General features: G+C 69.5%; 25 protein-coding genes. 10 read left to right on the top strand and 15 right to left on the bottom strand.

Features of this window, described 5'->3' with window-relative positions; translation table 11 throughout:
• Positions 1-336: hypothetical protein (locus tag VGH85_04630; protein HEY2173078.1), on the bottom strand; the 336-nt coding region annotated here is incomplete at its 3' end.
• 113 nt (positions 337-449) lie between these two features.
• Positions 450-1,709, bottom strand: coding sequence for an MFS transporter (locus VGH85_04635; protein ID HEY2173079.1), 1,260 nt, complete (start codon positions 1,707-1,709; stop codon positions 450-452).
• A 102-nt stretch (positions 1,710-1,811) separates the two neighbouring features.
• Here VGH85_04635 and VGH85_04640 point away from each other — a divergent pair, with 102 nt between their 5' ends.
• The 3 genes from VGH85_04640 to VGH85_04650 are packed head-to-tail and all read left to right on the top strand — an operon-like array spanning position 1,812 to position 3,288.
• A complete protein-coding gene (locus tag VGH85_04640) occupies positions 1,812-2,372 on the top strand; it encodes a winged helix-turn-helix domain-containing protein (GenBank protein ID HEY2173080.1) in 561 nt (186 codons plus the stop codon).
• Positions 2,373-2,404: 32 nt separating this feature from the next.
• Positions 2,405-2,740, top strand: coding sequence for a hypothetical protein (locus VGH85_04645; GenBank protein HEY2173081.1), 336 nt, complete (start codon positions 2,405-2,407; stop codon positions 2,738-2,740).
• The gene (locus tag VGH85_04650; protein HEY2173082.1) at positions 2,737-3,288 is read left to right on the top strand and encodes a dihydrofolate reductase family protein; all 552 of its coding nucleotides are present in this window, start codon (positions 2,737-2,739) and stop codon (positions 3,286-3,288) included. Before VGH85_04645 ends, VGH85_04650 begins: the two co-directional genes overlap by 4 nt.
• An 8-nt stretch (positions 3,289-3,296) precedes the next feature.
• Here VGH85_04650 and VGH85_04655 read toward each other — a convergent pair whose 3' ends face one another.
• Both VGH85_04655 and VGH85_04660 read right to left on the bottom strand, forming a co-directional pair.
• Entirely contained in the window at positions 3,297-3,530 is a 234-nt protein-coding gene (locus VGH85_04655) for a hypothetical protein (GenBank protein HEY2173083.1), read from the bottom strand.
• A gap of 5 nt (positions 3,531-3,535) precedes the next feature.
• A complete protein-coding gene (locus VGH85_04660) occupies positions 3,536-4,024 on the bottom strand; it encodes a MarR family winged helix-turn-helix transcriptional regulator (GenBank protein ID HEY2173084.1) in 489 nt (162 codons plus the stop codon).
• A gap of 112 nt (positions 4,025-4,136) precedes the next feature.
• Here VGH85_04660 and VGH85_04665 point away from each other — a divergent pair, with 112 nt between their 5' ends.
• A complete protein-coding gene (locus VGH85_04665) occupies positions 4,137-5,006 on the top strand; it encodes a helix-turn-helix domain-containing protein (GenBank protein ID HEY2173085.1) in 870 nt (289 codons plus the stop codon).
• Here the strand turns inward: VGH85_04665 and VGH85_04670 are convergent.
• The gene (locus VGH85_04670) at positions 4,972-6,072 is read right to left on the bottom strand and encodes an oxidoreductase (protein HEY2173086.1); all 1,101 of its coding nucleotides are present in this window, start codon (positions 6,070-6,072) and stop codon (positions 4,972-4,974) included. The genes VGH85_04665 and VGH85_04670 overlap by 35 nt on opposite strands.
• Here VGH85_04670 and VGH85_04675 point away from each other — a divergent pair.
• Positions 5,957-7,405, top strand: a complete 1,449-nt coding sequence (locus VGH85_04675) for an MFS transporter (protein HEY2173087.1) — start codon at positions 5,957-5,959, stop codon at positions 7,403-7,405. The genes VGH85_04670 and VGH85_04675 overlap by 116 nt on opposite strands.
• Before the next feature lie 47 nt (positions 7,406-7,452).
• Here VGH85_04675 and VGH85_04680 read toward each other — a convergent pair whose 3' ends face one another.
• The 4 genes from VGH85_04680 to VGH85_04695 form a co-directional block, all read right to left on the bottom strand.
• On the bottom strand, positions 7,453-7,809 hold the full coding sequence (locus VGH85_04680) for a hypothetical protein (GenBank protein ID HEY2173088.1): 357 nt from the start codon (positions 7,807-7,809) through the stop codon (positions 7,453-7,455).
• Between the two features lie 75 nt (positions 7,810-7,884).
• On the bottom strand, positions 7,885-8,676 hold the full coding sequence (locus VGH85_04685) for an ABC transporter permease (protein HEY2173089.1): 792 nt from the start codon (positions 8,674-8,676) through the stop codon (positions 7,885-7,887).
• Positions 8,669-9,649: an ABC transporter ATP-binding protein gene (locus tag VGH85_04690; protein HEY2173090.1), complete on the bottom strand. Its 981-nt coding sequence runs from the start codon at positions 9,647-9,649 to the stop codon at positions 8,669-8,671. Before VGH85_04690 ends, VGH85_04685 begins: the two co-directional genes overlap by 8 nt.
• Entirely contained in the window at positions 9,639-9,929 is a 291-nt protein-coding gene (locus VGH85_04695) for a hypothetical protein (protein HEY2173091.1), read from the bottom strand. The genes VGH85_04690 and VGH85_04695 overlap by 11 nt, the downstream gene beginning before the upstream one ends.
• Before the next feature lie 163 nt (positions 9,930-10,092).
• On the opposite strand from VGH85_04695, the gene VGH85_04700 reads away from it, so the two are divergent.
• On the top strand, positions 10,093-10,782 hold the full coding sequence (locus VGH85_04700) for a YoaK family protein (GenBank protein ID HEY2173092.1): 690 nt from the start codon (positions 10,093-10,095) through the stop codon (positions 10,780-10,782).
• Between the two features lie 19 nt (positions 10,783-10,801).
• On the opposite strand, the gene VGH85_04705 is transcribed toward VGH85_04700, so the two are convergent.
• Together VGH85_04705 and VGH85_04710 are read right to left on the bottom strand one after the other, a co-directional pair.
• Positions 10,802-10,993, bottom strand: a complete 192-nt coding sequence (locus tag VGH85_04705) for a helix-turn-helix domain-containing protein (GenBank protein ID HEY2173093.1) — start codon at positions 10,991-10,993, stop codon at positions 10,802-10,804.
• Between the two features lie 89 nt (positions 10,994-11,082).
• Positions 11,083-11,340, bottom strand: coding sequence for a hypothetical protein (locus VGH85_04710; protein ID HEY2173094.1), 258 nt, complete (start codon positions 11,338-11,340; stop codon positions 11,083-11,085).
• Between the two features lie 117 nt (positions 11,341-11,457).
• On the opposite strand from VGH85_04710, the gene VGH85_04715 reads away from it, so the two are divergent.
• The gene (locus VGH85_04715) at positions 11,458-15,633 is read left to right on the top strand and encodes a SpoIIE family protein phosphatase (protein HEY2173095.1); all 4,176 of its coding nucleotides are present in this window, start codon (positions 11,458-11,460) and stop codon (positions 15,631-15,633) included.
• Complete coding sequence (locus VGH85_04720) at positions 15,630-15,941, top strand: STAS domain-containing protein (protein HEY2173096.1); 312 nt, start codon at positions 15,630-15,632, stop codon at positions 15,939-15,941. The genes VGH85_04715 and VGH85_04720 overlap by 4 nt, the downstream gene beginning before the upstream one ends.
• On the opposite strand, the gene hrpA is transcribed toward VGH85_04720, so the two are convergent.
• Entirely contained in the window at positions 15,931-19,896 is a 3,966-nt protein-coding gene (gene hrpA, locus VGH85_04725) for an ATP-dependent RNA helicase HrpA (GenBank protein HEY2173097.1), read from the bottom strand. The two genes, VGH85_04720 and hrpA, sit on opposite strands and share 11 nt — an antisense overlap.
• A gap of 7 nt (positions 19,897-19,903) precedes the next feature.
• Positions 19,904-21,271, bottom strand: coding sequence for a deoxyribodipyrimidine photo-lyase (locus VGH85_04730; GenBank protein HEY2173098.1), 1,368 nt, complete (start codon positions 21,269-21,271; stop codon positions 19,904-19,906).
• A 78-nt stretch (positions 21,272-21,349) separates the two neighbouring features.
• On the opposite strand from VGH85_04730, the gene VGH85_04735 reads away from it, so the two are divergent.
• Together VGH85_04735 and VGH85_04740 are read left to right on the top strand one after the other, a co-directional pair.
• Complete coding sequence (locus tag VGH85_04735; GenBank protein HEY2173099.1) at positions 21,350-21,874, top strand: MarR family winged helix-turn-helix transcriptional regulator; 525 nt, start codon at positions 21,350-21,352, stop codon at positions 21,872-21,874.
• The gene (locus VGH85_04740; protein HEY2173100.1) at positions 21,874-23,196 is read left to right on the top strand and encodes a TIGR01777 family oxidoreductase; all 1,323 of its coding nucleotides are present in this window, start codon (positions 21,874-21,876) and stop codon (positions 23,194-23,196) included. The genes VGH85_04735 and VGH85_04740 overlap by 1 nt, the downstream gene beginning before the upstream one ends.
• Before the next feature lie 7 nt (positions 23,197-23,203).
• On the opposite strand, the gene VGH85_04745 is transcribed toward VGH85_04740, so the two are convergent.
• Positions 23,204-23,593, bottom strand: a complete 390-nt coding sequence (locus VGH85_04745) for an MmcQ/YjbR family DNA-binding protein (GenBank protein HEY2173101.1) — start codon at positions 23,591-23,593, stop codon at positions 23,204-23,206.
• Between the two features lie 28 nt (positions 23,594-23,621).
• Positions 23,622-24,131, bottom strand: a 510-nt coding sequence (locus tag VGH85_04750) for an SDR family oxidoreductase (protein ID HEY2173102.1), incomplete at its 5' end; no start/stop codon positions are given.

Below are 24,131 nucleotides of genomic sequence, written 5' to 3' on the forward strand. Positions count from 1 at the left end.
CTCGGCGAGCCACCCTGCGAAGGCATCATCGAGCTGGTCCAGCGTCGCGATGCGGAAGTGGTGGACGAAGAGCCGCTTGGCGTAGGGAGAACTCCTGAGTATCCGGGGATCGGTGATCTGCCGCGTGATGTCGAAGTAGCCGCCTAGTGCCGCCTTGCGGAGTACCGCTCCCGCGAAACCACGTCGAGTCCCTTTCAGCGTGATCCCTGACTTGGTGACGCGGTAGGTAAACGGTCCGCATCGCTCGGCGAGGGCGATGAATCGCTGATAGAGGGCGAGGACCTCGTCGCTGGCATCCGCGGTGTGGTCTTGCACCGTCCGCTCGGTATGCGTCATGCGTCCTCCACGGATATGGCTCCGACGACCTCGTCATGGAACCACTCGCCGTGGGGTTGAAGCCGAGCCGGTCGTAGAACGTTCCGGTCCCACCGGCGCTCAATAAGCCGGCTCTAGTGGTCGGTCAACACCGCTTCCTGACGTCTCGTCGGGTAATGGCTTGCCGTATGACGGAGTGGCCGGCTGGCGAGGCCAGCGAGAGAGGCGAGGGTCATGACGGTGGCGGCGGCGGCGAAGAGCCCGAACGCGCCGACGCGGTCGGCAACCAGCCCGGAGACGGCTTGCGAGAGAGGGACGAGGGCGAAGGAGAAGAGTCCGACCAGGCTCATGACTCGACCCATGAGCGCGTCGGGGACGTTGCGCTGGATGAGGGAAAGGTAGACGACGACGGCGATCCCGCTCAACGCGCCGAGGAGCCCAAGTGCCCCGACGGCGACCGGGAGTGGCGTCGTCGCTGCGGCGAGAAGGAGCAAGCCCTGCGGGAGGTTGAGGAGGCAGAAATGCCGTCCCGGCCGGGTCGGCGTGGGTCGGGTTCCGACGTAGATCATCCCGGCGAGGGAGCCGGCACCGAACCCGAGCAGGAGCAGACCGAGCCCGGATGCTCCGAGCTGCGGGTTCTGTCGGGCGAGGAGCGGCAGCCCGACCGCGAGCGGGCCAATGGCGGCCAGGCCGAGGAATGCGTCGACCACCAGCAGGGTCAGCAGCCACCGCTGTTCGAGTACGAAGGAGGCCCCCTCCCGGGCGGCGGCGAGCATCGAGCCGGTCGGGCGCCTCCGCGTCGGCTCGGTTCGACCCATCCGCAGGACGATCGCTGCGGACGCGGCGAACGACACAGCGTTGAGAAGCACCGCGGGAACCGCGCCGACGGAGGCGACCAGCGCACCGGCTATCGGTGCGCCGACAATCATGGCGAGCTGCGGGCTGGCCTGGGTCAGGGAGTTCGCCGACTGCAACGCGCCGGGCGAAACCAGCTCGGGGACCAGCGCCGCAGCGGCCGGGCCGAAGACGCCGCCGGCCGCACCGCACACGGCCAGCAACACGTAGATCGTTGTCATCGCCGAGGGGCCATCCGCAGTTACGAAGGCGAGGGCGCACATCGTGACGGCACGTACGCCGTCCGACCACGCCATCACCCGCCGCGGGTCAACCCGGTCGGTCAGCACACCGCCGATCAGGGTGGTGGCCATCCCCGGTACCGCGATCGCCATCAGCGCCCCGCTCAGGGCGAGTGCCGAACCGGTCACATCGAGCACCAGCCACGCCAACGCCACGGACTGGAACACGCTGCCGACCGCCGACCCGGTCTGCCCGATCCACAACAGCCGGAAGTCCCGGTGCCGGAGCGGATCAGCAAGCCGAGCCAGCCGGGACACGGCCCACCTCCATCCCATCGGGATCAACAGATCGATCGGTAATACTTGATAGGCTCTTTGCGGCTAATCTGTCAAGAGACCACGATCGATCGAGGATCCTCGATGGACACGATGTATCTGAACACTCCGGCCCAGATAAAGGCCCTGGCCCACCCGCTGCGACTGCGGATCGTCGAGGCCCTGGGTCAGGACCGCATGACCAACCAGCAGCTTGCTGACGCGCTCGGCGAGCCGGCCTCGAAGACGCATTTCCATGTCCTCGAACTCAGTCGCGCCGGTCTCATCAACCTTGCCGCCCAGACCCCCAAAGGCGGCGTCCTCGAGAAGTACTACCGGGCCGCGGCCCAACGGTTCCAGCTCGGACCGAAACTCGGCCGCCAGGGCAATGCGCGCATCATCGAGGCGAGCCTCGACGCGGCGCGGGCCGCCTTCGCAGACGTGCCCGCAGCGTCTAGAGCCAAGGCCGACGTGCACGTCGTGCAGGAGCGCACAACCGTCGATCGAGCGACCCTCGGTCGCATCACCGCACACCTGCAGGCCATCACTGAAGAGCTGGCCAGGCACCAGGACGCCGCCGACCAAGTCGACATCAGCGTGACCGCGATACTCCACACCGTGCCGAACCGCGCCACCGACGCGCAACATCGCGACGGTGAGAGGTAGCCGTCGCGCACCCGCGCACCACGCACCCCTAGATGGAACAACAACGCTGGACGCGCGCTCAACGCGACGAGGAGAAGGTCATGGACTACCACGGTCTGGTCAAGCGCCTCGACCTGCCCGCCGGGTGGCTGGCACCGAAGGATCTCGAATACGACGACATCCGCGCCCGAGCGATCAGCCGCGCCGACCTGGATGACGATGTGCAGGGCATCAATGCCGGCATCGAGCTCATCCGGCGAACCCGTGGTGGGCGTTGGCCGACAGAGCCGGTGACCGCCGACTTCAACTCTTACACGCCACCATGCGGCTCGGCGAGGTCCAATTCGTTCAATACAGGCGCCTGGTCGCCCCCGAAGATGACGGCATGAAAAAGATCATCAATTCGACGTACATCTCACTCGACGGAGTGATCGAGAACCCGCAGGACTGGCCGATGCCGCCCGATGACGGCACCGGCGGACGGATCCAGTCCGAGCTGCTCTTCGCCTGCGATGCCGTCCTGATGGGCCGGCGCACCTATGAGGGCTTCGCCCCTGTGTGGTCGGCCCGCTCCGGTGACCCTCTCAGCGACCGCATCAACAGCATGAGCAAGTACGTCGTCTCCACGACGCTCACCGACCCGAAATGGACCAACACCACGGTCATCGCCGACGACGTCATCACCCAGGTCAGCGAGCTCAAGCGGCAGCCCGGTCACGACATCGTCCAGTACGGCTTCGGGCAGTTGTCCTACGAGCTGCTCGCCCACGGATTGGTGGATGAGTTACGGCTCTGGGTCCATCCGCTTTTCGTCGGGCGCGGCGGACCGGGCGACCTGCTCTACCGCGACGGTGACCTCGCCCAGCTCGAGCTTGTCGCCACCCAGCCGTTGACGAGCGGAATCGTCGTACTCACCTACCGCATGACCGAGTCGTGAGGGACAGCTCACAGCTCCTGGACGATCTGCACCGGTTTGGCGTCGGGGTCGGCGACCCAGGCGATGAGAACGCCAGACGCAATGCCGATCCGGTAGCCATCGAGGGCCAGGTCGACGTGGATTGGTCCACCGTCGGCCGGCGTACGAAACGTCTCGACAAAGCCCAGGCCTTCGTAGAAGGCGGCGGCCCGAGGAAGGTCGTCGCTGAGCAGGATCACCTGCGGGCTGCGAAACGCAGCCACGCCGTTCAGCGCCTGGATCGGCGGGTGCGGGGCAGCTGTTCCTCCATGTGGAACGGAGCAGCGAGCGGGCCGTCGACGAGAGCGGAAAGAGCGGAGAGAAACTCCGACTTGTGGGTACGGGACAGACCGTCGAGCACGTCGTCATAGGTGGATTGAACGAGCGCGTCGGCCCGCGCGAGCTGCGAACGACCCGTCGCGGTGATGGCGACGACGCGCACTCGACGGTCGGTGGGTGACATGGTGCGAATCGCCAGTCCGCTCCGCTCCATCTCGTCGAGAACGTTGACCATCGTGGTCTTGTCCATCCACGCGCGCTCGGCGAGCTGAGCCTGGGTGAAGTCACCCTCGACGCCCTTCATCAGCACGCAGTAGACCTTCACCGACATGTCGATCTCGGCCAGGGCGGCACCGAGCCGGACCGTGACGGCGTAGGCGGCCTGGTTCAGGAGCATCGAGAGATCGACGGAGGGTGGCGTACGAACGTCGCTGGGCATGCCGCCCAGCTTAGTCCGGTTCTAGTGGATTATCGACGACCACACCATCTGTTAGTGGACGGTCGAGGCGTCGCCCAATGCGAGCATGCGACCGGCTAGATTTCAGGGTGCCATGACGCCGGAAAGAGAACTGGGCTCGTTTCTCCGTAGTCGCCGCGACCGCCGGCAGCCGCCCGCGGCAACAGCAGGAGCGGCAAACCGGCGGGTGCCCGGATTACGGCGGGAAGAGGTCGCCGCGTCGGCCGGAGTCACCCGGGATTACCTGCGACGTCTCGAGCAGGGTCGGGTGCTGCCGTCCGACGCGGTACTTGATGCCGTGAGCCGAGCGCTCCGCCTACACCCGGCTGAGCGGTCACACCTCGGCGTACTCGCCGACCGGGCACGTGGACGGCAACCGGAGTCAGCAACCGATGAGGCACTACGTCCCGGGCTGCTGCGAACGCTCGACGCGGTGTCACCCAACCCGGCTGTGGTTCTGGGTCGGCGGTGCGAGGTGTTGGCGTGGAATGCGATGGGTGCCGCTCTCGATCCGGCGCTCGCCGACCTGCCGCCGCAGCAGCGCAATGTTGCGCGACGCATCGTCCTCGATCCCTCAGCGCACGATGTCTACCCGGAGTGGGAGGCGCTGGTTCAGGAGGTATCCGATGTGCTGCGACTCAATGCGGCGCGATTCCCCGCCGATGCGGCGCTCGCCGCGTTGGTCCAAGACCTGCTGACCGAGTCGACCGTGTTCGAGCGTTGCTGGCAGCGGCTGGACGTCTTCGAGAAGGTTGCCGGGCGCAAGATTCTGAATCATCCGCGGGTGGGCCGCCTCGACCTGACCTACGAGGCGTTCGATGTCTCGCTCACCAGCGGCGCGACGATGCTCGTCTACACGGCGGAAGACGGTAGCGCTACCGCATCGGCGCTGGCGCAACTCGCCGACACTGTCTTCCTCGAGGGAACGACTACTCGAACTCCGTCGCCATTCCCCAGGATTTGAGTCCCGACACCTGATCCTCGAGCTTGTCGCGGACTGCGTCGATCGCCATTCTGCCGAGGGTAAGGCGCATCGGCGGCTCGCCGGACTTGACCGCATCGACAATTGCGTCTGCGGCACGATGCGGGTCGCCGGGTTGGGTTCCATCCATGCTCGCGAACGCTTCGCGCGCAACGCCGACGGTCGCTGCGTAGTCGGGCATCGCTTCGGCCAGCCGCGCGCCGCTGCTCGCGAAGTGTGTCCGATGCGGACCAGGTTCGACGAGCATGACCTGGATGCCCAGCGGCCCGACCTCCTGCGCCAATGACTCGGAAAACCCCTCCACGGCGAACTTGCTCGCGCAGTAGTAGGCCCCGCCCGCCATGCCGATGACGCCGTTGAGCGATGACATCTGCACGAGAACGCCAGATCCTTGGCGCCGAAGGTGCGGTAGAGCGGCGCGTGTGACGGTCGCCAACCCGAAGAAGTTCACGTCGAACTGGCGTCTGATGTCGGCGTCCGAGAGTTCCTCGACGGCACCGAAGTGCCCGTAGCCGGCGTTGTTCACGACGACGTCGATGCGACCGAACGCGGCGACCGCGTCGTCGACCACGCGGTGAGACGCCGCTGGGTCGGTCACGTCGAGAGACCGGATGAGCAGTCGGTCGTCTGCGGCCCCGAACGAGTCGAGGGACTCCCGGTCTCGTCCCGTAGCCACCACCCGATCCCCGATGTCCAGGGCGGCCCGGCAGATGGCCTGCCCGAGACCGCCCGACGCACCCGTCACCAGCCATACCCGGCTCTGGTCACCGCTGCCCATCAAACTCTCTCCTTCCGTGACGTCCTTCCTTGCTCCGCACTCCATGTGTCTCACGGGACCTCGGGCGCCAACAGAGTCCAGCCATGACCCCCCAGAAGTCTGATCGAACATCACAGGATTGTCTATCAATAGACGATCTGCTAGCGTCCGGTCCATGACCTCGAACCCCGCATTCACCGGCAAGCGACTCGCCGCGCTGGCAGTTCTGTGCGCGGCGACGATGATGACCGTGCTCGACGAGACCGTCGTGAACGTGGCCATCCCCTCCATCCAGCGAGACCTCGGCTTCACGGCCCACCAGTTGTCGTGGGTCGTGAACGCCTACCTCGTCAGCTTCGGCAGCCTGCTACTGCTCGCCGGCCGTATCGGTGACCTGATCGGCCGCCACCGCGTCCTGCTGGGCGGCCTGGCCCTCTTCACCGTGGCGTCCCTGGTCTGCGGGTTGGCTCCCTCGACCACCGCGCTGGTCGGTGCGCGCTTCGCCCAGGGCGCCGGAGCGGCCCTGGCCTCCTCGGTCGCGCTGGGCATGATCGTGTCTCTGTTCGACGACCCCGCGCCGCGCGCCCGGGCGATCGGGATCTATGCCTTCATGACCTCTGCCGGCGCGTCGGCAGGACTCTTTCTCGGTGGCGTCGTCACTGACCTCGCGGGTTGGCGGTGGGCGTTCTTCATCAACGTGCCGATCGGTCTGGTGATGCTGCTGATCGGCCATCGGGTCCTCCAGCGAGAAGCCGCCGCCGGGCTGCGCGGGGGAGCCGACTACGTCGGCGCGCTGGTGCTGGTAGCCGGGATCGGCGCGACGATCCTGGCCGTGGTTGATCCGGGTCGACGCATCATGGTCGTCCCGGCGGTGGTTCTGTTGGCGGCGTTCGCCTTCCGACAGAGCCGGGTCGACCGGCCCCTGGTGCCGCTGCGGGTGCTGCGCTCGCGTCCGGTGATCGGAGCCAACCTCGCGCTGGCCATCCTCGCCGGCTCGATGCTCGGGTTCCAGTACATGGTGACGCTGTACTTCCAGAACGTTCTCGGCTACACGCCTGCCCAGGCCGGCATTGCCATCCTGCCCATCGCCGCCGGCATCGCCGTACTCTCCCTGGCCGTCTATCCCCGGATCAGCCAGCGCACCGGGTCACGCATCCTCATCGTCCCTGGCCTGCTCACCGTCGCGCTCGGCCTGCTCCTGCTCGTCTTCGTTCCCACCCACAGCCATTACGCGGTCGACGTGCTGCCCAGCATGCTGTTGTTCGCCATCGGCGGCGGCACTGCCATCCCGGCGATCATGTCCACCGCCATGTCCGAGACGACCCCCGACGCAGCCGGCGCCTCATCCGGGCTGCTGAGCACTTCCCAGCAGATCGGCGCCGCCTTGGGTATCGCCGTCCTGTCGGCCGTTGCCGCGGCCACGACCAGCGACCTCACCGCACATGGCACGTCGGCCGCCGATGCCGCCGTCAGCGGTTACCACCTCGGCTGGGGCATCGGCGCGGCCATGCTCACTGCGGCCGCGATCGTCGCCGCCGTCACCCTGCGCGCACCGAAACCGCCGCAGAGCACCGAACCGGCGGCGACCGACGACCACCAGGCCACGGTCTGTGTCGACGCATGAGCCAGCCGGGACGGCCGGCTCCCCGGTCACGGAGTACGACCCGACGTTCAGGGGGCAACCGACGGCGCCTGCTCGTCGAGGAACCGTTCCAGCAGGGTCCGGATCACGACCGCCATGCTGAACCCCTGCCGCCGCGACCAGTCCCGCAACCGGTCGTAGTCGCCGGCGGGAAGCCGCACCGGAAGTACCTTCAGCCCACCCTCCACCCCGCCCGGGTCGGCGCCGAAGAGGTCGACCACGCGGGCCGTCCGATCGGCACTCGACATCGGACGCACGGGGACGCCGCCCGGCGCCGCGTCGGGCGCACGGCCCGTTCGGAGCAACCCCCGCAGGACCTCATCCTGCTCATCCTGCTCGAGCAGCCGCACGGCCTTCAGCAGCAGTTCCGACACCCGATCCGACATCGCGATATCGCCTCCCGATACCGCCGTAATATCGCGCGGCACGGCCAGGCACGTCAACCACGGATGTCCGTGGGCTCAGGCGGTCACGCCTTGAGGCTGCCAGCGGAAGGTGCGGGCCGCCACCAGCAGGCCCACGATTCCCCAGCCGGCCAACACCGCGAGGTTGGTCCCGGAGAGCCCGGTGTTCCCGCCGACCGACGCGACACTGCGCTGCAGGCCCTCGGCGAGGTGGTAGAGCGGGAACACACGACCGACCGCTTCGAGCCAGTTGGGCAGGGTCGCGACCGGAATGAAGACTCCGGAGATGAAGGACAGGATGACCGCTGTGAATGGTCCGACCGTCGATGCGACCTCCGCGGTGGGCGTGATCGTCGTGATCGCGATGCCGAGCGTCGCGAGGCTGAACGTGCCGACGATGACGTAGACCGCGATCCCGACGATGCCGGCTCCGGTCAGATGCACGTGGTAGAAGCCGACGCCGATGGCGAAGAGCACCACCACCATCACCACGACCAGGATGATCGAGCGGAGGATGTAGCCGCCGATGAAGGTCCACGACGGCATGGGCGTACCGCGCAGCCGCTTCAGCTCTCCGGACTCGCGTTGCGTCGTCAACGAGACGGCGAGCGCGGAGAAGGTCTGGAGCATGATCGCGTAGGCGGCGAGGCCGGCGGTGAAATACGCCGCGGTCGAGATGGTGCCACCGGCGAACTGCGTGGTCTTGTTGTCGCCGCTCGCGAAGATCGAGTTGAAGAGGACCAGCAACACGATCGGAAAAATGATGGCGAAGAAGATGATCCGAGGGCTTCGTAGCGTCCCGGTGATCGCGTAGCGGGCCTGGATGCCAAGGATCCGGAAGTCACGCATGTGGGTTCTCCCCGGTGACTTCGAGGAAGACATCCTCGAGATTCGGCCGGCGCGCCTCGATCCCCTCGAGCTTGATATTCGCTCCATGCGCCCACGACGTCAACCGCCACAGGGTGTTCTGCGCATCGGACGCGTCGATGGTGACGATGTTCCCCGACACGTCGAGCTTGTCGGGGACCTGGGTACGGACCTCGTCGAGAGGTACGCCGGCCGGCAGCCGGAAGCTGAGCCGGGTGATGCCCGCGTCGCCGATCCCGAGCTCGTCCGGTGCGCCGGTCGCGACGATCTGGCCGGCACGCAGGATCGCCACCCGGTCGGCGAGGTGCTCGGCCTCCTCCATGTAGTGCGTGGTGAGGAAAACGGTCTTTCCGAGATCCTTCAACCCTTCGATCATGTTCCACGCGTCTCGCCGCGCCGTCGGGTCGAAGCCGGTGGTCGGTTCGTCGAGGAACACCAGGTCGGGATCGCCGATCAGGGCCACGGCGACGTCGGCCCGACGGCGTTGGCCACCGGAGAGCGTGCCGAGCCGGGCACCGATCTTGTCCTGCAATCCGACCAGCGCGACCACCTCGTCGATGCGGCGTGGATGCTCGTAGAAGCTGCCGAACAAGTCCAGCGTCTCGCGGACCGTGAGCACCGGGTTGAGTTCACATTCCTGTAGGACGAGTCCGACCCGCTCCCGCCATGCGCGGGTGGGTTTCCCGGGGTCGGTTCCGAGCACGCTCACCTCGCCGGCGCTGCGCTTGCGGTAGCCCTCGAGGATCTCGATCGTCGTCGTTTTCCCGGCACCGTTCGGGCCGAGGAATCCGAACACCTCGCCGGATGCGATCTCGAGATCGATGCCCCGGACGGCCTCGTGCGAGCCGTAGCGCATCCGCAGACCCTTGACGCTGATGGCCGGGCCGCCGGTCGATGCCCCGTTGTGCGACGAAGGATGGGGTGCGTCGGACGCCGCCGGAGGGCTAGTTGTCACCGGCCAGTCCGGGAGACTGCTTGATCGCGACGACGACCCGGCGGGCGATTCCGAATTCGTTGATGATGCGGCCGATGATGATTCCGCCACCGCTCACCCGGAACTTGGTGGCGCCGGGCTCCCGATGGACGTGCACCGTGGCGTAGGCCATGGTGCTCGTCTTCACCTTGAAGACGTCGCCCGATCCACCCGACCTCGTCAGGGTGTAATGATCGCCGAGTTCGGTCCGCAGGGCCTCCATCGCCTCGTCGGACGTCACATTCTCGCGCTGAACCGTCACGCTGGGCACGGCATCCCCCTCATCCCGGGTGCGATCCAAGATCGCATTTGCCCGCAACGCAACGGTAATCCCGTGGTGGTCGGCGTCGCGTGCTTTCCGCGGAAGAGTCGGCTCTCGGACGTGGCGGCGCCGCCCGGGGCGCAGATGCTGGCATCCTCCAGGAATGGCGGGTCCGGGCGGGATCGACGCCAACCGTGACGGCGGCCCGCCGCTCACCCTCGGGCTGACGTTCTCGGTCGCGCTCACCGTGGTCACCGGGGCGATGGACGCCATCACCTTCACCCGCCTGGGCGAGGTCTTCTCGAGCGTGATGACCGGCAACCTGGTGCTGCTCGGCGTGTCCGCGGGCAGGGCCGACGGTGCCCTCGCGATCCATGTGGCGGTCGCGGTGGCCGGATTCGTGGGTGGCGTCCTGCTCGCGGGCGTCATCACCGGACCGCCGGCACGCGCCTCCGGTCGCTGGCCACCGAGGGTCAGCGCCGCCCTCGCCGTCGAACTGGCTCTCCTCGCCGGCTTCTTCGTCGGCTGGGCCGTGCGGGGCGGCCGGCCGGACGGGACGGTGCAAGTCGTCCTGCTGCTCCTGGCCGCGACCGCGATGGGGGTGCAGACCGGCGCGGTGCGCGCGATCGGAATCAGCGGGCTGTCCACGACCTACCTGACCGGGACTCTGGCCGGCATCCTTGCGACGCTGGTCACCGACGGCCGCTTGCAGCGGCGCAGCCTGGTCATTCTCGCCGCGTTGATCGTCGGAGCGGCGGTCGCCACGCTGCTCGTCGTCCATGTCCCGACAGCGGCGCCGGCGCTTCCCGTCGCGCTGCTGCTCGTGGTCTTGGTCGGTTCCCGCGCCGTATGAGGCGAGCGGACCGCGGCTCTCAGGCGGGCTTCTTGCGCGGCAGCGGGCGCGGACCGCCTCGGCCGCGCAGCGGCACTCCGACCTCGCGGAGCAGCCCGTGCACCCACCCGTAGGACCGTCCGATCGCGGTGGCCAACTGCCGGATCGACTGGCCCTGCTCGTAGCGACCTCGGAGCTCGGCGGCCACGACGGCGCGACGGCTGCCAGTCACCCAGCGGTATCTATCGAGGCGTTCTGCCACCGCTTCCCCAATCCTCCGCCACCGCGGCCCGGTGACGGAGTCGTGACGGGCTGCGATAGCTACGAACTCGCCGCCTGCCACGCCTGCTTGCCGGCCCGGGAGGCCGCGTTGGCCTGCTGCCACTTCAGAGTAGCCAGTTCGCGCGGAGACGCATCCATCTGTTGCATCCATTTCCGCCCGGCGGTGAGGACGATGCTGCCCCCGAGCATCATCCCCGCGAACCCGAGTGCGCCGCCGACGCCGATGAGCACGGCCGACGCGGTGAGCAATCGCCTGTCGACCTGGAGCTTTGCCCCCGCGACCTCGTTATTCGTCATGCCTGCGATGCTGCCGCTCTCCCGGGCGACCGCGGATCACCCAGGATGGGTGACCTGACGTATCGTCCACAGGGTGGTGGGTGGCGCATGGCTCGGCGTGGGCAGGTCTGAGCCCCGGTGACCCGTCAGCGGCCCATCGAGGATCCCGAACAGGACAGATCGTCACCGTTCGCCGGAAACAGTGCGATGGCCGCCGCGATGCGGGCATTCGACTGGGCCGCCACGCCGCTCGGTCCGTCCGAACAGTGGCAGGCGAGCATGAAAACGGCCTGCCGAATCTGTCTGACCTCGCAGTTCCCGATCCTGCTGTGGTGCGGTCCCGAGCTCCGGATGCTCTACAACGACACCTATCTGCCCATGCTCGGGGAGAAGCATCCGGCCATCGGTGCCCCCGGCGAGCAGGTCTGGGCCGAGCTCTGGCCGATCATCGGGCCGATGCTCGACGGGGTCGTCGCCACCGGTGAGGCCACCTGGTCGGAGGACCAGTTGCTGCCCATGAATCGGCACGGCTACTGGGAGGAGGCCTACTTCACCTTCTCCTACAGCCCGATCCACGCAGCGGACGGCACCGTGTCGGGCGTCTTCACCGCGGTGAGCGAGAACACCGAGCGAGTCATCGGAGAGCGCCGGCTGCACACCCTGCGCAAGCTCGGGGGAATCTCCGCCTCCAACGCATCGACGCCGGAGCGAGTGCTCACCACCGGCCTCGAGGTGCTCTCAGCAGAGCCCTCCGACGTGCCCGCCGCCGTGGCATATCTGGTCGACGAGGACACCGGTGTCCTCCGGCCGGTCGGGGGATTCGGGATCGGCTCGCAGGGCGTGGCACCGATGCCGACCCTGCCGCAGCCGGAGGTCGGCCGGGCGTTCGAACAGCCGCACGCGGGCCCGGCCGGTCTCGCCACCGGCCTGCGCCGTCGCTATCCGGGAGTGCTGCTCGCGTCGCCCGGCCCGCTCGACGGCACTCCGCTGGGTGACATCCCGCCGGACGACGCGATGGTGCTGCCGATCACCGCCGCCGGTCGGGACCGACCCGTGGGCGTCCTGGTCACGGCGGTCAGCCCGACCCGGGCGCTCGACGACGACTACCGGACCTTCTTCGAGCTCGTCGCCGGGCAGGTGTCGACCGCGGCCACGGAGGCGCTGGCATATCAGGCCGAACGGCGCCGGGCTGATGCGCTGACCGAGCTCGACCGGGCCAAGAGCGAATTCTTCGCCAACGTCAGCCACGAATTCCGTACGCCGTTGATCCTGATCGCGGGCCCAGCCGAGGATGCCCTGGCCGACTCCGCGAGCCCCCTCCCCGCGAGCCAGCGGGAACGGATGCAGGTGATCCGGCGCAACGCCGGGCGGCTGCGCCGACTTGTCGACGACATGCTCGACTTCGCCAGGATCGAGGCGGGTCGGCTGCATCCGGAGATGACGGCGGTCGATCTCTCCGGGTTCACCACCGAGATCGTCGAGTCGTTCGCGCCGGCCGTCGAACGAGCCGGCTTGGCACTGCGCGTCGTCTGCCCGCCCCTCCCCCGGCCCGTCTCGGTCGACGTGGACATGTGGGAGAAGGTCCTGCTCAATCTGCTCTCCAACGCGGTGAAATACACCCGGGACGGCAGCATCGAGATCAGCCTGCAGGACGACCCCGGCGCCGACCGGGTCGAGCTGACGGTCGCCGACACCGGCATCGGCATCCCGGCCGAGGAGCGGCCACTGGTGTTCGAACGGTTCCACCGGGTGCGCGGCGGCGGCGGACGGTCGCACGAGGGCGCCGGCATCGGGCTCGCGCTGGTACACGAAATGGTCCGGCTGCACGACGGCACGGTCGAGGTGGCGTCCAGCGAAGGCAAGGGTGCGGTCTTCACCGTGCACCTGCCCTACGGCGCCGCGACGGCGTCGTCTCCCGAAGCGCCGCGGGGGTCTATGGCACTGCAGTACATGGACGAGGCCCTGCAGTGGGAAACCGGGGAGGAGGACATCTCGGAGCACACCCGCGGCGCGGGCCGGACCGCCGGGGCGAGCGTGCTGATCGTCGAGGACAACAGTGACCTGCGCACGTTCCTCAAACGGCTGCTCGAACCCCACTGGCGGGTGCTGCAGGCGGCGGACGGGCGGACCGGCCTGCGGATGGCCCAGGCCCAACGACCCGACCTCGTGCTCTCCGACGTCATGATGCCGGAGCTGGACGGGTTCGGTCTGCTCCGCGAGCTGCGGTCCTACCCGGCGACCGCGGCCATACCGGTCATCTTCCTGTCCGCGCGGGCCGAGGAGGAGTCGACGGTCGAAGGTCTCGGCGCCGGCGCGGACGACTACCTGCCGAAGCCCTTCTCCGCGACCGAACTCGTCGCGCGCGTGCGGTCCAACCTCGAGCTCGCCCGGGTGCGTACGAGGGAGTCGGAGTTCCGCCGCGCACTGGTCGATTCACTCCAGGAGGGATTGTTCGTCTCCGGCGCGGACGGCACCGTCGTCGAGGTCAACACCACCTTCGGCGAGATCACCGGCTACGGACCCGAGGGCGCCCCCTACGACATGCCCTACCCGTGGCTTTCCGACGACCCGTATCACCGGCAACTGTTCGAATCCGCCGCCACCGAGGCGTTGCAGAGCGAGGCCGGCCAGTTCATCGTGCCGTTGCAGCATCGTGACGGGCGGCTCGTGTGGGCAGCGGCCACGATCCACGCGATTCCGGATCAGGACCGCACCGGCAAGGTCATCGTCGGCACACTGCGCGACGTCACCGCCGCTCGCGCGGCCGCCGAGCGGGAGTCCGCGGTCGCGTCGTTCGTCGAGGGCCTCGCGACCGCGACCGGCGTCTCCGAGGTGCTCGGTATCGGCCTGGTGGAACTGCAGACCGCCCTCGATGCGGTGCAGGCGGTCGCCGCCGTCTGGCCGTCGGAGACCGCCGAGGTGGTGATGGTCGCCGCGCAGCCGGTCGAATCCTGGGCCGCTCTGTCCGAATCGACCCGCGTCGCACTCGAGACCGCCCGCCACGACCCGGTCGGCCGGATGCGCGTGGAGGCGCCCGCACAGGACTCGGTCCGGGTGGTCGGTGTGACAGCGCCGCTCGGCAGCAACGGCGACGCCGCGGTGTGGCTGGATCTCGGCGACCCGAGCCTGTTGAGCGCCGAGACCGAGATGCTCTTCGAACTCCTGGTCGCCAACCTCGGCCAGGCCCTCGACCGGGCGCGCCGCTACGACCAGGCCCGGGAGGTTGCGCTGACGCTCCAACACGCAATCCTCGCCCCGACCGACCTGCCTCCCGGCTTCGCGGCCCGATACGAGCCGGCCGTCCGGCCGCTCGACATCGGTGGCGACTGGTACGACGTGACCGAACTCGCCGACGGGCAGATCGGGGTCGTCGTCGGCGATTGTGTCGGTCACGGGCTCGCAGCGGCAGCCGTCATGGGACAACTGCGCAGCGCCTGTCGGGCGTTGCTGTTGCGGACCGGGCACCCCGGACAGGTCCTCGACGAACTCGACGCCTTCGCCCACCGCATCCCCGATGCGGCGTGCACCACCGTGTTCTGCGCGACCATCGACCCGGCCACCGGCACGATCGCCTACAGCAGCGCGGGGCACCCTCCGCCGGTGCTCTCGGCCGACGCGACCGGCGCGCGCCTGCTCGATGAGGCGCGCTCGCTGCCGCTGGCCACGCTGCCGACGGCACCCCGACCGGAGGCGACCGCCACATTGGCACCAGGGGCAACGCTGCTGCTCTACACCGATGGCCTGATCGAACGACGCGGCGAGCCGCTGACCGTGGGGATCGACACGGCCCGACGTACGCTGAGTCAGGATCCGCAGATGCTGCCCGACCAACTGGCCGACCGGCTGCTCGCCGAGCTCATGCCGATCAATGGATACGAGGATGACGTCGCCGTTCTCATCTACCGCTACGAGACGATCGGTCCACTGCGACGCGATCTTCCGGTCGCCGCGGCCGAGCTGGCCGACATGCGGCACGACCTGCGCGCGTGGCTGAATGGCATCGGCGCCGCCGCGGCCAACCGTGATGCTGTTCTCGTGGCGGTGAGCGAGGCCTGCACCAACTCCATCGAGCATGCGGGGCTCACCCGGGCCGACCCGCCGGTGCGCATCACTGCCGAGCTGGCGGGAGACCGACTCAGCGTGGTCGTCACCGACACCGGGTCGTGGAAGACCCCCGAACCGGATCGCGGAAACCGGGGCCGCGGCCTGATGATGATGCGGGCGCTGATGGACCACGTCGCGCTCGTGCACGACGAGCACGGCACCTCGGTGCGCATGGCCAAGGATCTGCTGACCAGGGCAGCGGCCGGATGACCGCCGAGTTCCACACCAGCCGCCCCACCGACGACGTCGCTGCATCGGTGGAGGTGACCGGCGAGATCGATCTGGCCAACGCCGACGAGTTCTCCGGAGCCCTGGGGGCGGCCCTCGGTGACGGCAGCCGGCTGACCGTCGACCTGTCGGCGACCACCTACCTCGACAGCGCAGCGATCAAGGTGCTCTTCGAGTGGACGCACCGTGCCGCTCTCACGCTGATCGTGCCCGCCGACGGGATCGTCGCGCCGGTCATCTCGCTCGCCGGGCTGGACACCGTCGCCACCGTCCGCCAACCTACGGCGTGACGGCGTCGAGGGCGCGATAGATCCGCTGCTCGGAAACCGGCTGCGCCGTACCGAGCTGCTGCGCGAACAGGCTGACACGAAGCTCTTCGATCATCCAGCGGATGTCGCGTACGTCGGCGGCGGCGGCCCGCGTCGGTGGCAGGGCGGCGAGCAGATCGTTGTAGGCCTGCTGCACCTGCCGCACCTGCAGCGTCCGGGTGCGATCCGCCTCGACCGCCCCGGGCAGCTTGTCCAGCCGACGGCCGATGGCATTGACGTAGCGCACCAGATGCGGCAGACGCGTGACGCCTGTCGCGGTCACAAATCCTTGGGGCAGAAGAGAATCCAGCTGAGCCCGCATGTCAGCCACCGCGTCGGCGTGGGTCGGCGGAGCGGGCGCGGGAAGCGCCGCGCGCACCTCCGATGCGGCAGCGAGGATCCGCTCGCAATGCGCTACGAGATCCTGCGCCAGCTGCGGCAGCTCCGCGCGCACCGCGTCGCGAAGGGCACCGTAGGACGCGCGGTCCCAGGCCGGACCGCCATGCCGCGCGACGATCGCGTCGACCGCGGCGTCCGCACAGTCGTCGAGTAGCTCGCCGACTCCCCCATCGGGATTCATGCCCAGGACTAGCCGGGCGCGGGTCCCGAGTCCCCGTCGCAGCGCCTTAACCGGGGACGGTACGACGAGGCGCAGCAACCGGCGGGTACCCGAAGCCATCGCGGCCCGCTGCTCGCTCTGGCTCGCAAGCACCCGGACCGCCGCGGTCCCGCCGGCGTCGATGAGGGCGGGATACCCACGCACCGTGTGACCCGCGCGCACCTGCTCGACGACCTGCGGCAACGGGTCGAGATCCTCCGGCCAGTCACGCAGCCCGTCGCGCTCCACGCCGGCCCCCGTCGCGTCCGCGACCGTCTCCCGCACCTGACCGGCGAGGTCGGACCGCAACGCGTCGAGGTCCTTCCCCCGCGCGACGACGTGCCGGCCGGTGTCCTCGACGGCGAACGTCACCCGCAGATGCTCCGGCACCCGGTCGAAGGAGAACGCGTCCCGCGGCACGAGGACGCCGGTCATGCGGTGCAGCTCCCGCTGCACCGCGTCGAGCAGCGGCTCCTGCCCCGGCGTCAGCCGGTTCAGCACGGCTCGCGCGGTGTCGGCCGCCGGGACGAACCGCCGCCGCAGCTGCTTGGGCAGCGACCGGATCAGCGCGGTGACCAGTTCCTGCCGTAGCGCGGGCACCTGCCAGCCGAAGTCGGCGCCACCGACGCGGGCGAGCACATCCATCGGCACATGCACGGTGACGCCGTCGTCCTCGGCTCCGGGCTCGAACCGGTAGCTGACCGGCAGCGACAGGCCGCCCTCACTCCAGACGTCCGGGTGATCCTGCGCATCGGCCGCGCTGCCCTTCGGGTCGAGCAGGTCCTCGCGGCGGAGGGTGAGCAGCTGCGGGTCGCTGCGGCGGGTCTTCTTCCACCAGCTGTCGAAATGGCGGGAGGACACCACCTCGGGCGGCAGCCTCCGGTCGTAGAAGTCGAACAGCTCCTCGTCGCCGACGAGCAGATCGCGCCGGCGGGTGCGGTCCTCGAGTTCGGCGACCTCGGCCAACATCGCCCGGTTGTCGTGGAAGAACTCGTGATGAGTGTTCCAGTCGCCCTCCACGAGTGCGTGGCGGATGAACAGCTCCCGCGAGATCTCGGCGTCGACCCCGCCGTAGTTGACCCGGCGGCCCGCGACCAGCGGTACGCCGTACAGGGTCACCCGCTCGAGGGCCATGACCGCCCCGCGGCTGCGGTCCCACTGCGGCTCGCTGAAGATCCGGGCGACAAGGTGGTCGGCAAGCCGCTCGACCTGTCCCGGGTCGACCCGTGCGGCGACCCGGGCGTAGAGCCGGCCCGTCTCGACCAACTCCGCCGCGACCACCCACCGTGGTGGACGTCGGGTGAGCACCGATCCCGGTGCCAGCACGAACCGCGCGTTGCGTGCGCCCTGATACTCGCGTGATTCGCCGGCCCGAAGCCCGACGTGCGAGAGCAGCCCGGAGAGTACGGCGGAGTGGATCCGCTGGGGATCGGCGGGCTGGTCGGACTCGGTGATGCCGAGGGACTTCGCGATCTGCCGCAGCTGACCTACGAGGTCCTGCCACTCCCGGATACGCAGGTAGTGCAGGAACTCCTCCCGGCACATCCGGCGGAACTGGTTGCCCGACCGCTCATTCCGCTGGTCCTGCAGGTAGGTCCAGAGGTTGAGGAAGCTCACGAAATCGGAATGCTCGTCGGCGAACCGCGCGTGCTTCTGGGCGGCGGCCTCCTGCTGGTCGGCGGGCCGCTCCCGCGGATCGGGAATCGACAACGCCGCCGCGATCACCAGGACTTCACGCACGCACGCCTCGCGCCCGGCCTCGACAATCATCCGACCGAGCCTCGGGTCGACCGGGAGCTGCGCGAGTTGGCGGCCGATGTCGGTGAGCCGGCGGCGTGGATCGGGCTGCTCCGGGTCGAGCGCGCCCAATTCCTGCAGCAGCTGGATTCCCGCGCGGACGCTGCGCCGGTCCGGCGGCTGGACGAACGGGAACTTCTCGAGATCGCCGAGACCGAGCGCGGTCATCTGCAGGATCACCGAGGCGAGGCTGGTGCGCAGGATTTCCGGCTCGGTGAACTCGGAGCGGCCGGCGTAATCCTCGGCGGAATAGAGCCGGATGCAGATGCCGTCGGCCGTCCGTCCGCAACGGCCGGCGCGCTGATTGGCCGATGCCTGCGAGATCGCCTCGATCGGCAAGCGCTGCACCTTTGTCCGGTGGCTGTACCGGGAGATTCGCGCGGTGCCCGGGTCGATGACGTAGTGGATGCCGGGGACGGTGAGCGAGGTCTCGGCGACGTTGGTCGCGAGGACGATCCGCCGTGTGTCGTGGGCCGCGAACACCTTGTGCTGCTCGGCGGTCGACAGTCGGGCGTAGAGCGGCAACACCTCCGTACCGGGTAGCCGCAACGCCCGGAGCGCGTCGGCGGTGTCCCGGATCTCCCGCTCGCCGCTGAGGAAGACGAGGATGTCGCCGGACCCTTCCGCGCCGAGCTCGCGGACGGCGTCGATGATGCCTTCGACCTGGTCGCGCACCCCCACCCGTCCGACCTCGTCGCCGTCCGGGTCATCGGGGTCGTTCGGGTCCTGCGGCGCGGGACCTTCGACCACAAGGGGGCGGTAGCGGACCTCGACCGGGTAGGTGCGCCCGGACACCTCGACGATCGGCGCACCGCCGAAGTGGTCGGAGAACCGCTTGGGATCGATGGTCGCCGAGGTGATGATGATCTTCAGGTCGGGCCGCTCGGGCAGCAGCTGAGTGAGATAACCGAGCAGGAAGTCGATGTTGAGACTCCGCTCGTGCGCCTCGTCGATGATCAACGTGTCGTAGCGGAGCAGCCGCGGGTCGCGCTGGATCTCCGCGAGCAGGATGCCGTCGGTCATGAGTTTGACGAGCGACGTGTCGCTGACCTGGTCGGTGAAGCGGACGGCGTAGCCGACGGCTCCCCCGAGCGGGGTCTGCAACTCGTCGCTGATCCGATCGGCGACGGTGCGGGCCGCGATCCGACGGGGCTGCGTGTGCCCGATCATCCCGCGAACGCCGCGGCCGAGCTCCAGGCAGATCTTGGGGATCTGCGTGGTCTTCCCCGAACCGGTCTCGCCGGCCACGATGACCACCTGGTTGGCGGCGATCGCGTCGGCGATGTCAGCGCGTCGACCGCTGATCGGAAGCTCCGCCGGGTAACTGATGGTCGGGAGCGCCGCCCGACGACGTTCCACCCGGCCTTCGGCGCGGGTGATCTGTTCCGCCGCCTCGCTCAGGGCACGGTCGCGGGCGGCGGGCCGGCGGACCCGGCGGATCTGCTCGAGCCGACGACCGAGGGCGACCTCGTCGCGCAGCGTCAACGAGCCGAGTCGCGTCCCGAGATCTGCGAGCGACGGCGGCGATGGTGGGGTGGACATGCTCCGCTCAGGATAGGCGGGGGCGCGCGGTGTCGAGGTCGAGGATCGGCGCCGGGTAACCCCGGCGGCGCGGGTCTCCGGCGTCGAGCCGCCAGGGGCGATGGATGGCCGGAGCCTCGAGGTCGGCGAGTTCGGGTACCCACCGACGCACGTAGTCGCCGTCCGGGTCGTAGCGTGCCGCCTGGCGGACCGGGTTCAGGACCCGGTTGGGCCGGGTGTCGTTTCCGGTGCCGGCCAGCCACTGCCAGTTCAGGCAATTGTTGGCGACGTCGCCGTCGACGAGGTGGTCGAAGAAGTGCCGGGCACCCTCCCGCCAGTCGAGGCGGAGGGTCTTGGTCAGGAAGCTGCCGGTGATCAACCTGGCCCGGTTGTGCATCCAGTTCTCGGCGAGCAGTTGCCGCATCCCCGCATCGACGATCGGAATGCCCGTGCGCCCCTCCTGCCATGCGCGCAGCGCCTGCTCGTCATCGCGCCACCGGCCGCCGCGCGAGCGGTAGTCCTCGCTCGCCGCGGTAGGCCGGGCGGCCAGCACCTGGTGGAAGAAGTCCCGCCAGGCCAGCTGCCGCACAAAGGCTTCGGCGCCGGGGCCGGTCTTCCCGGCCGCCCGGGTGGCGAGACCCAGCGGCGAAAGACAGCCGAAGTGCAGGTACGGCGACAGCCGGGACGTGGCGTCACCGGACAGGTCGTCGTGCCGCTCGTGATAGCCGCCGACCTGGGCGGCGAGCCAGCGACGGGAACGCCGTCGACCCTCGGTCTCGCCGCCGGACCATATCCCGGGCCCCGTCGTCGGCCCCGTGGATGGCCCGATGGATGGCTCAGTGGATTGCTCGCCGCCGGCCGGCAGCGCGGGCAGCACCAGCCGCCGCGGCGCCGCCGTGATCGGGCGACGTGGCGTGGCCAGCCAGCGCCGGAGGTAGGGCGTGAAGACCGCGAAATGGTCCTTGTCGGCGCCGGTGGGGGTGATGCGTCCCGGGCCGACGACGGTGATCACCTCGTCGTGGCAGCGCAGGGTGCGGCCCTGTGCCGCGAGCTCCCGGGCGAGTCGGGCCTGCCGCTGCTGCGCGTAGCCGCTCACGTCGGCCGAGAGGTGCACCTCGGCCGCGTTGGTCACCTCGGCGAGCCGGCAGACCTGCTCGACGAGCCGCCCCCGGCGTACGACGAGCCCGGCACCGGCGCGCCGGAGTTCGGCATCGAGGTCGGCGAGCGCTCCGGCAAGGAACCGGGCCCGCGGCGGGCTGGCGAACCCCAGGTCGGAGATGGCGTCGTCGTGCACGAAGAGCGGCAGGACGTGGTCGGCAGCGGCCGCGGCCGCGAGCATCGGGTTGTCACGCACCCGAAGGTCCCGGGTGAACAGCGCGATCGCTGTGCGGGCCATCAAATCTCCTCGCCGGTAGCAAGACAGTCTAGCGATATATAGCGGGTGTCTCGGTGGGCGAGTCACTAGGCTGCAGGGGTGACTGCACCGTCCGGAACGCCGAGCACGTCACGGGAGATCGCGTTCGCGATCCGGCTACTGATGCAGGCCGGCCGCGAGATGCAGACGGCCATGGCCCACCGACTGGCGGTCGGCGAGACCGACCTGGCCGCCATGGACGCGTTGACGTCCAGCCCTGCCCCCATGGGCCCGGTGGAGCTGAGCCACCGGCTGCGGATCAGCTCCGCGTCGGCCACAGCACTCGTCGACCGCCTCGAATCTGCAGGTCACGTGCGCCGGGACAATCACCCGAGCGACCGCCGCCGCATCACCCTGCACGCGAGTGAGTCCGCCCGCACCGAGGTCCGCGCGACCTTGGCCCCACTCCTGAACTCCCTCGCCCTCATCACCGAGCGGCTCGATCCGGACGAGTCGCGCACCGTGCTGACCTTTCTCGACGACGTCACCGGCGCGATACGCGAGTTCGCCGACGTCACCTCCTCCGCGGCCCGGGCCGGTCGCCGGGCCGCGGCACCCGTCGCCGACCGTGGTGGAGAAGGCTGATGGGCATCGTCCATTCCAGCGTCGTCGGCGCTCCGCTGACGGAGGTGTTCGCCTGGCACGAACGGCCCGGCGCGATCACCCGGCTGAGTCCACCCTGGCAGCCGATCCGGGTCGTCAGCGAGGCATCGTCGTTGCGCGACGGGCGCGCGGTGCTCTCGGTGACGCCGGGCATCCGATGGGTGGCCCAGCACAGCGGCTACAACCCGCCGTACCGGTTCGTGGACGAACTGATCTCCCTGCCGTTGCCGTGGCGCCACACGCACGAGTTCGCCGAGCAGGGCGCCGACGCGACGCGGGTCACCGACCGCGTCGACACCCCCGTCCCCGCCTCGCTGCTCCGCTCGACGTTTCTCTACCGCCATCGCCAACTCGCCGACGACCTGGCCGCCCACCGACGGGCCGCCCGCTTCCGGCAACAGCCCCTCACGGTGGCGATGACGGGCTCCTCCGGACTCATCGGGTCGGCGCTGGCGGCTTTCCTGACGACCGGCGGCCATCGGGTGATCAGGCTGGTACGGCGGGCCGCGACCGACGACACGGAGCGCACCTGGCGGCCCGACGACCCGGCGCCGGACCTCTTCGACGGAGTCGACGCCGTGGTGCACCTCGCGGGTGTCTCCATCGCCGGGCGGTTCACCGACAACCACAAGCGCGCCGTCCGCGACACCCGGATCGAGCCCACGCGCCGGTTGGCCGAGCTCGCCGCCCGGGCGCCAGACGGTTCGCTCAGCTTCGTGGTGGCCTCCGCGATCGGCTTCTACGGACCGGACCGCGACGACGAGGAGCTCACCGAGGCCGACGGCGGCGGGACCGGGTTCCTCGCGGACCTCGTCGCCGACTGGGAGGCTGCGGCCGCGCCGGCCCGCGATGCCGGCGTCCGCGTCGTCAACGTCCGCACCGGAATCGTGCAGTCCCCGCGGGGCGGCACGCTGCAGATCTTCTACCCGCTGTTCGCCGCCGGTCTGGGCGGCCGGCTCGGGTCGGGCACGCAGTGGCACTCATGGATCGGTATCGACGACCTCGTCGACGTCTACCACCGCGCGCTCGTCGACCCCGAGCTGTCCGGACCGGTCAACGCGGTCGCTCCGCACCCGGTGCGCAACGCCGAATACACCCGCACCCTGGCCCGGGTGCTGCACCGACCCGCGCTGCTCCCCGTCCCGTCCGCCGGCCCGCGACTGATCCTCGGCACCGAAGGGTCGACCGAGCTCGCCGGTGCCAGCCAGCGCGTCATCCCCGGGCGGCTGCTCGATGCCGGCCACGAGTTCCGCTATCCCGAGCTCGAACCCGCGCTCCGCCACGTGCTCGGCCGCGCCGGCTGACCGGGCGTCAGCCGGTGGTGTCGCGGTACTCCTTGGCCAGCCGTTTCGGTGCCCGCAGGAGCCACGCGTCGACGATCAGCTCGTCGAGCTCGTCGACGGCGATCCGCTCGAGGCGCACCAGCACCGCTGGATAGCCGTCGAAGTGCGGTGTCGTGAAGAAGACGGCGGGGTCGTCGGCGACCAGCGCCTCCTTGACGCCGACGTCGGCCACGCGTACGCCGAGGATCGGCCCGTCCGGGGCATCGTCGCCGAGGGCGTCGAGATCAGCTCGTCGCAGCGGCCGTTCCCACACGAACCCCTTGTCCTTCACCCGCCAGCTCGGACTGCCCCACGAGCCCTGCTCGCTCGTCTCCGGCAACGCCAGCGCGATCCGACGGACGTCCTCCCAGGTGGCCACGGGTCAACACTTTAAGGCTTCGGACCGCTCAGGCGATGACGTGACCGCCGTTGACGGCAAGCCGCTCCCCGGTGACGAAGCCGGCCCCGTCGGAGGCGAGATACACCACCGCGGCGGCCACATCGGCCGGGCTCCCGAGGTACCCGAGCGGCACCTCGTCGGCGTACGCCTGCAGTTCCTCCGCCGTCGCTGCGGAATGTCGTTCGACCGGGATCCAGCCGGGCGCGACGAGGTTGACGGTGATCCCGTGCGGGCCGAGCTCGCGGGCCCACGTCCGGGTCAGGCCCAGCTGCGCACCCTTGGCCGACGAGTACGCCGACAGGCCGGGTTCGGCCCGCTCGAAGAGGTCGGATCCGATGTTGATGATCCGGCCCCGGCCGCGTGCCTTCATGCCCGGGAGAACCGCCTGCACCAGCAGGGTCGGGCTCTTCACGAAGAACTCCAGCTGGTCGAGAAGGTCCCGCCAGGTGAGGTCCTCGACAGCGATGGCCGGCTGCGGGCCGGTGGCGTTGACGACCAGCACGTCGACGGCGCCGTA

This window comes from Mycobacteriales bacterium (assembly GCA_036497565.1).
In the GTDB taxonomy this organism is placed as follows: Bacteria; Actinomycetota; Actinomycetes; order Mycobacteriales; family QHCD01; genus DASXJE01.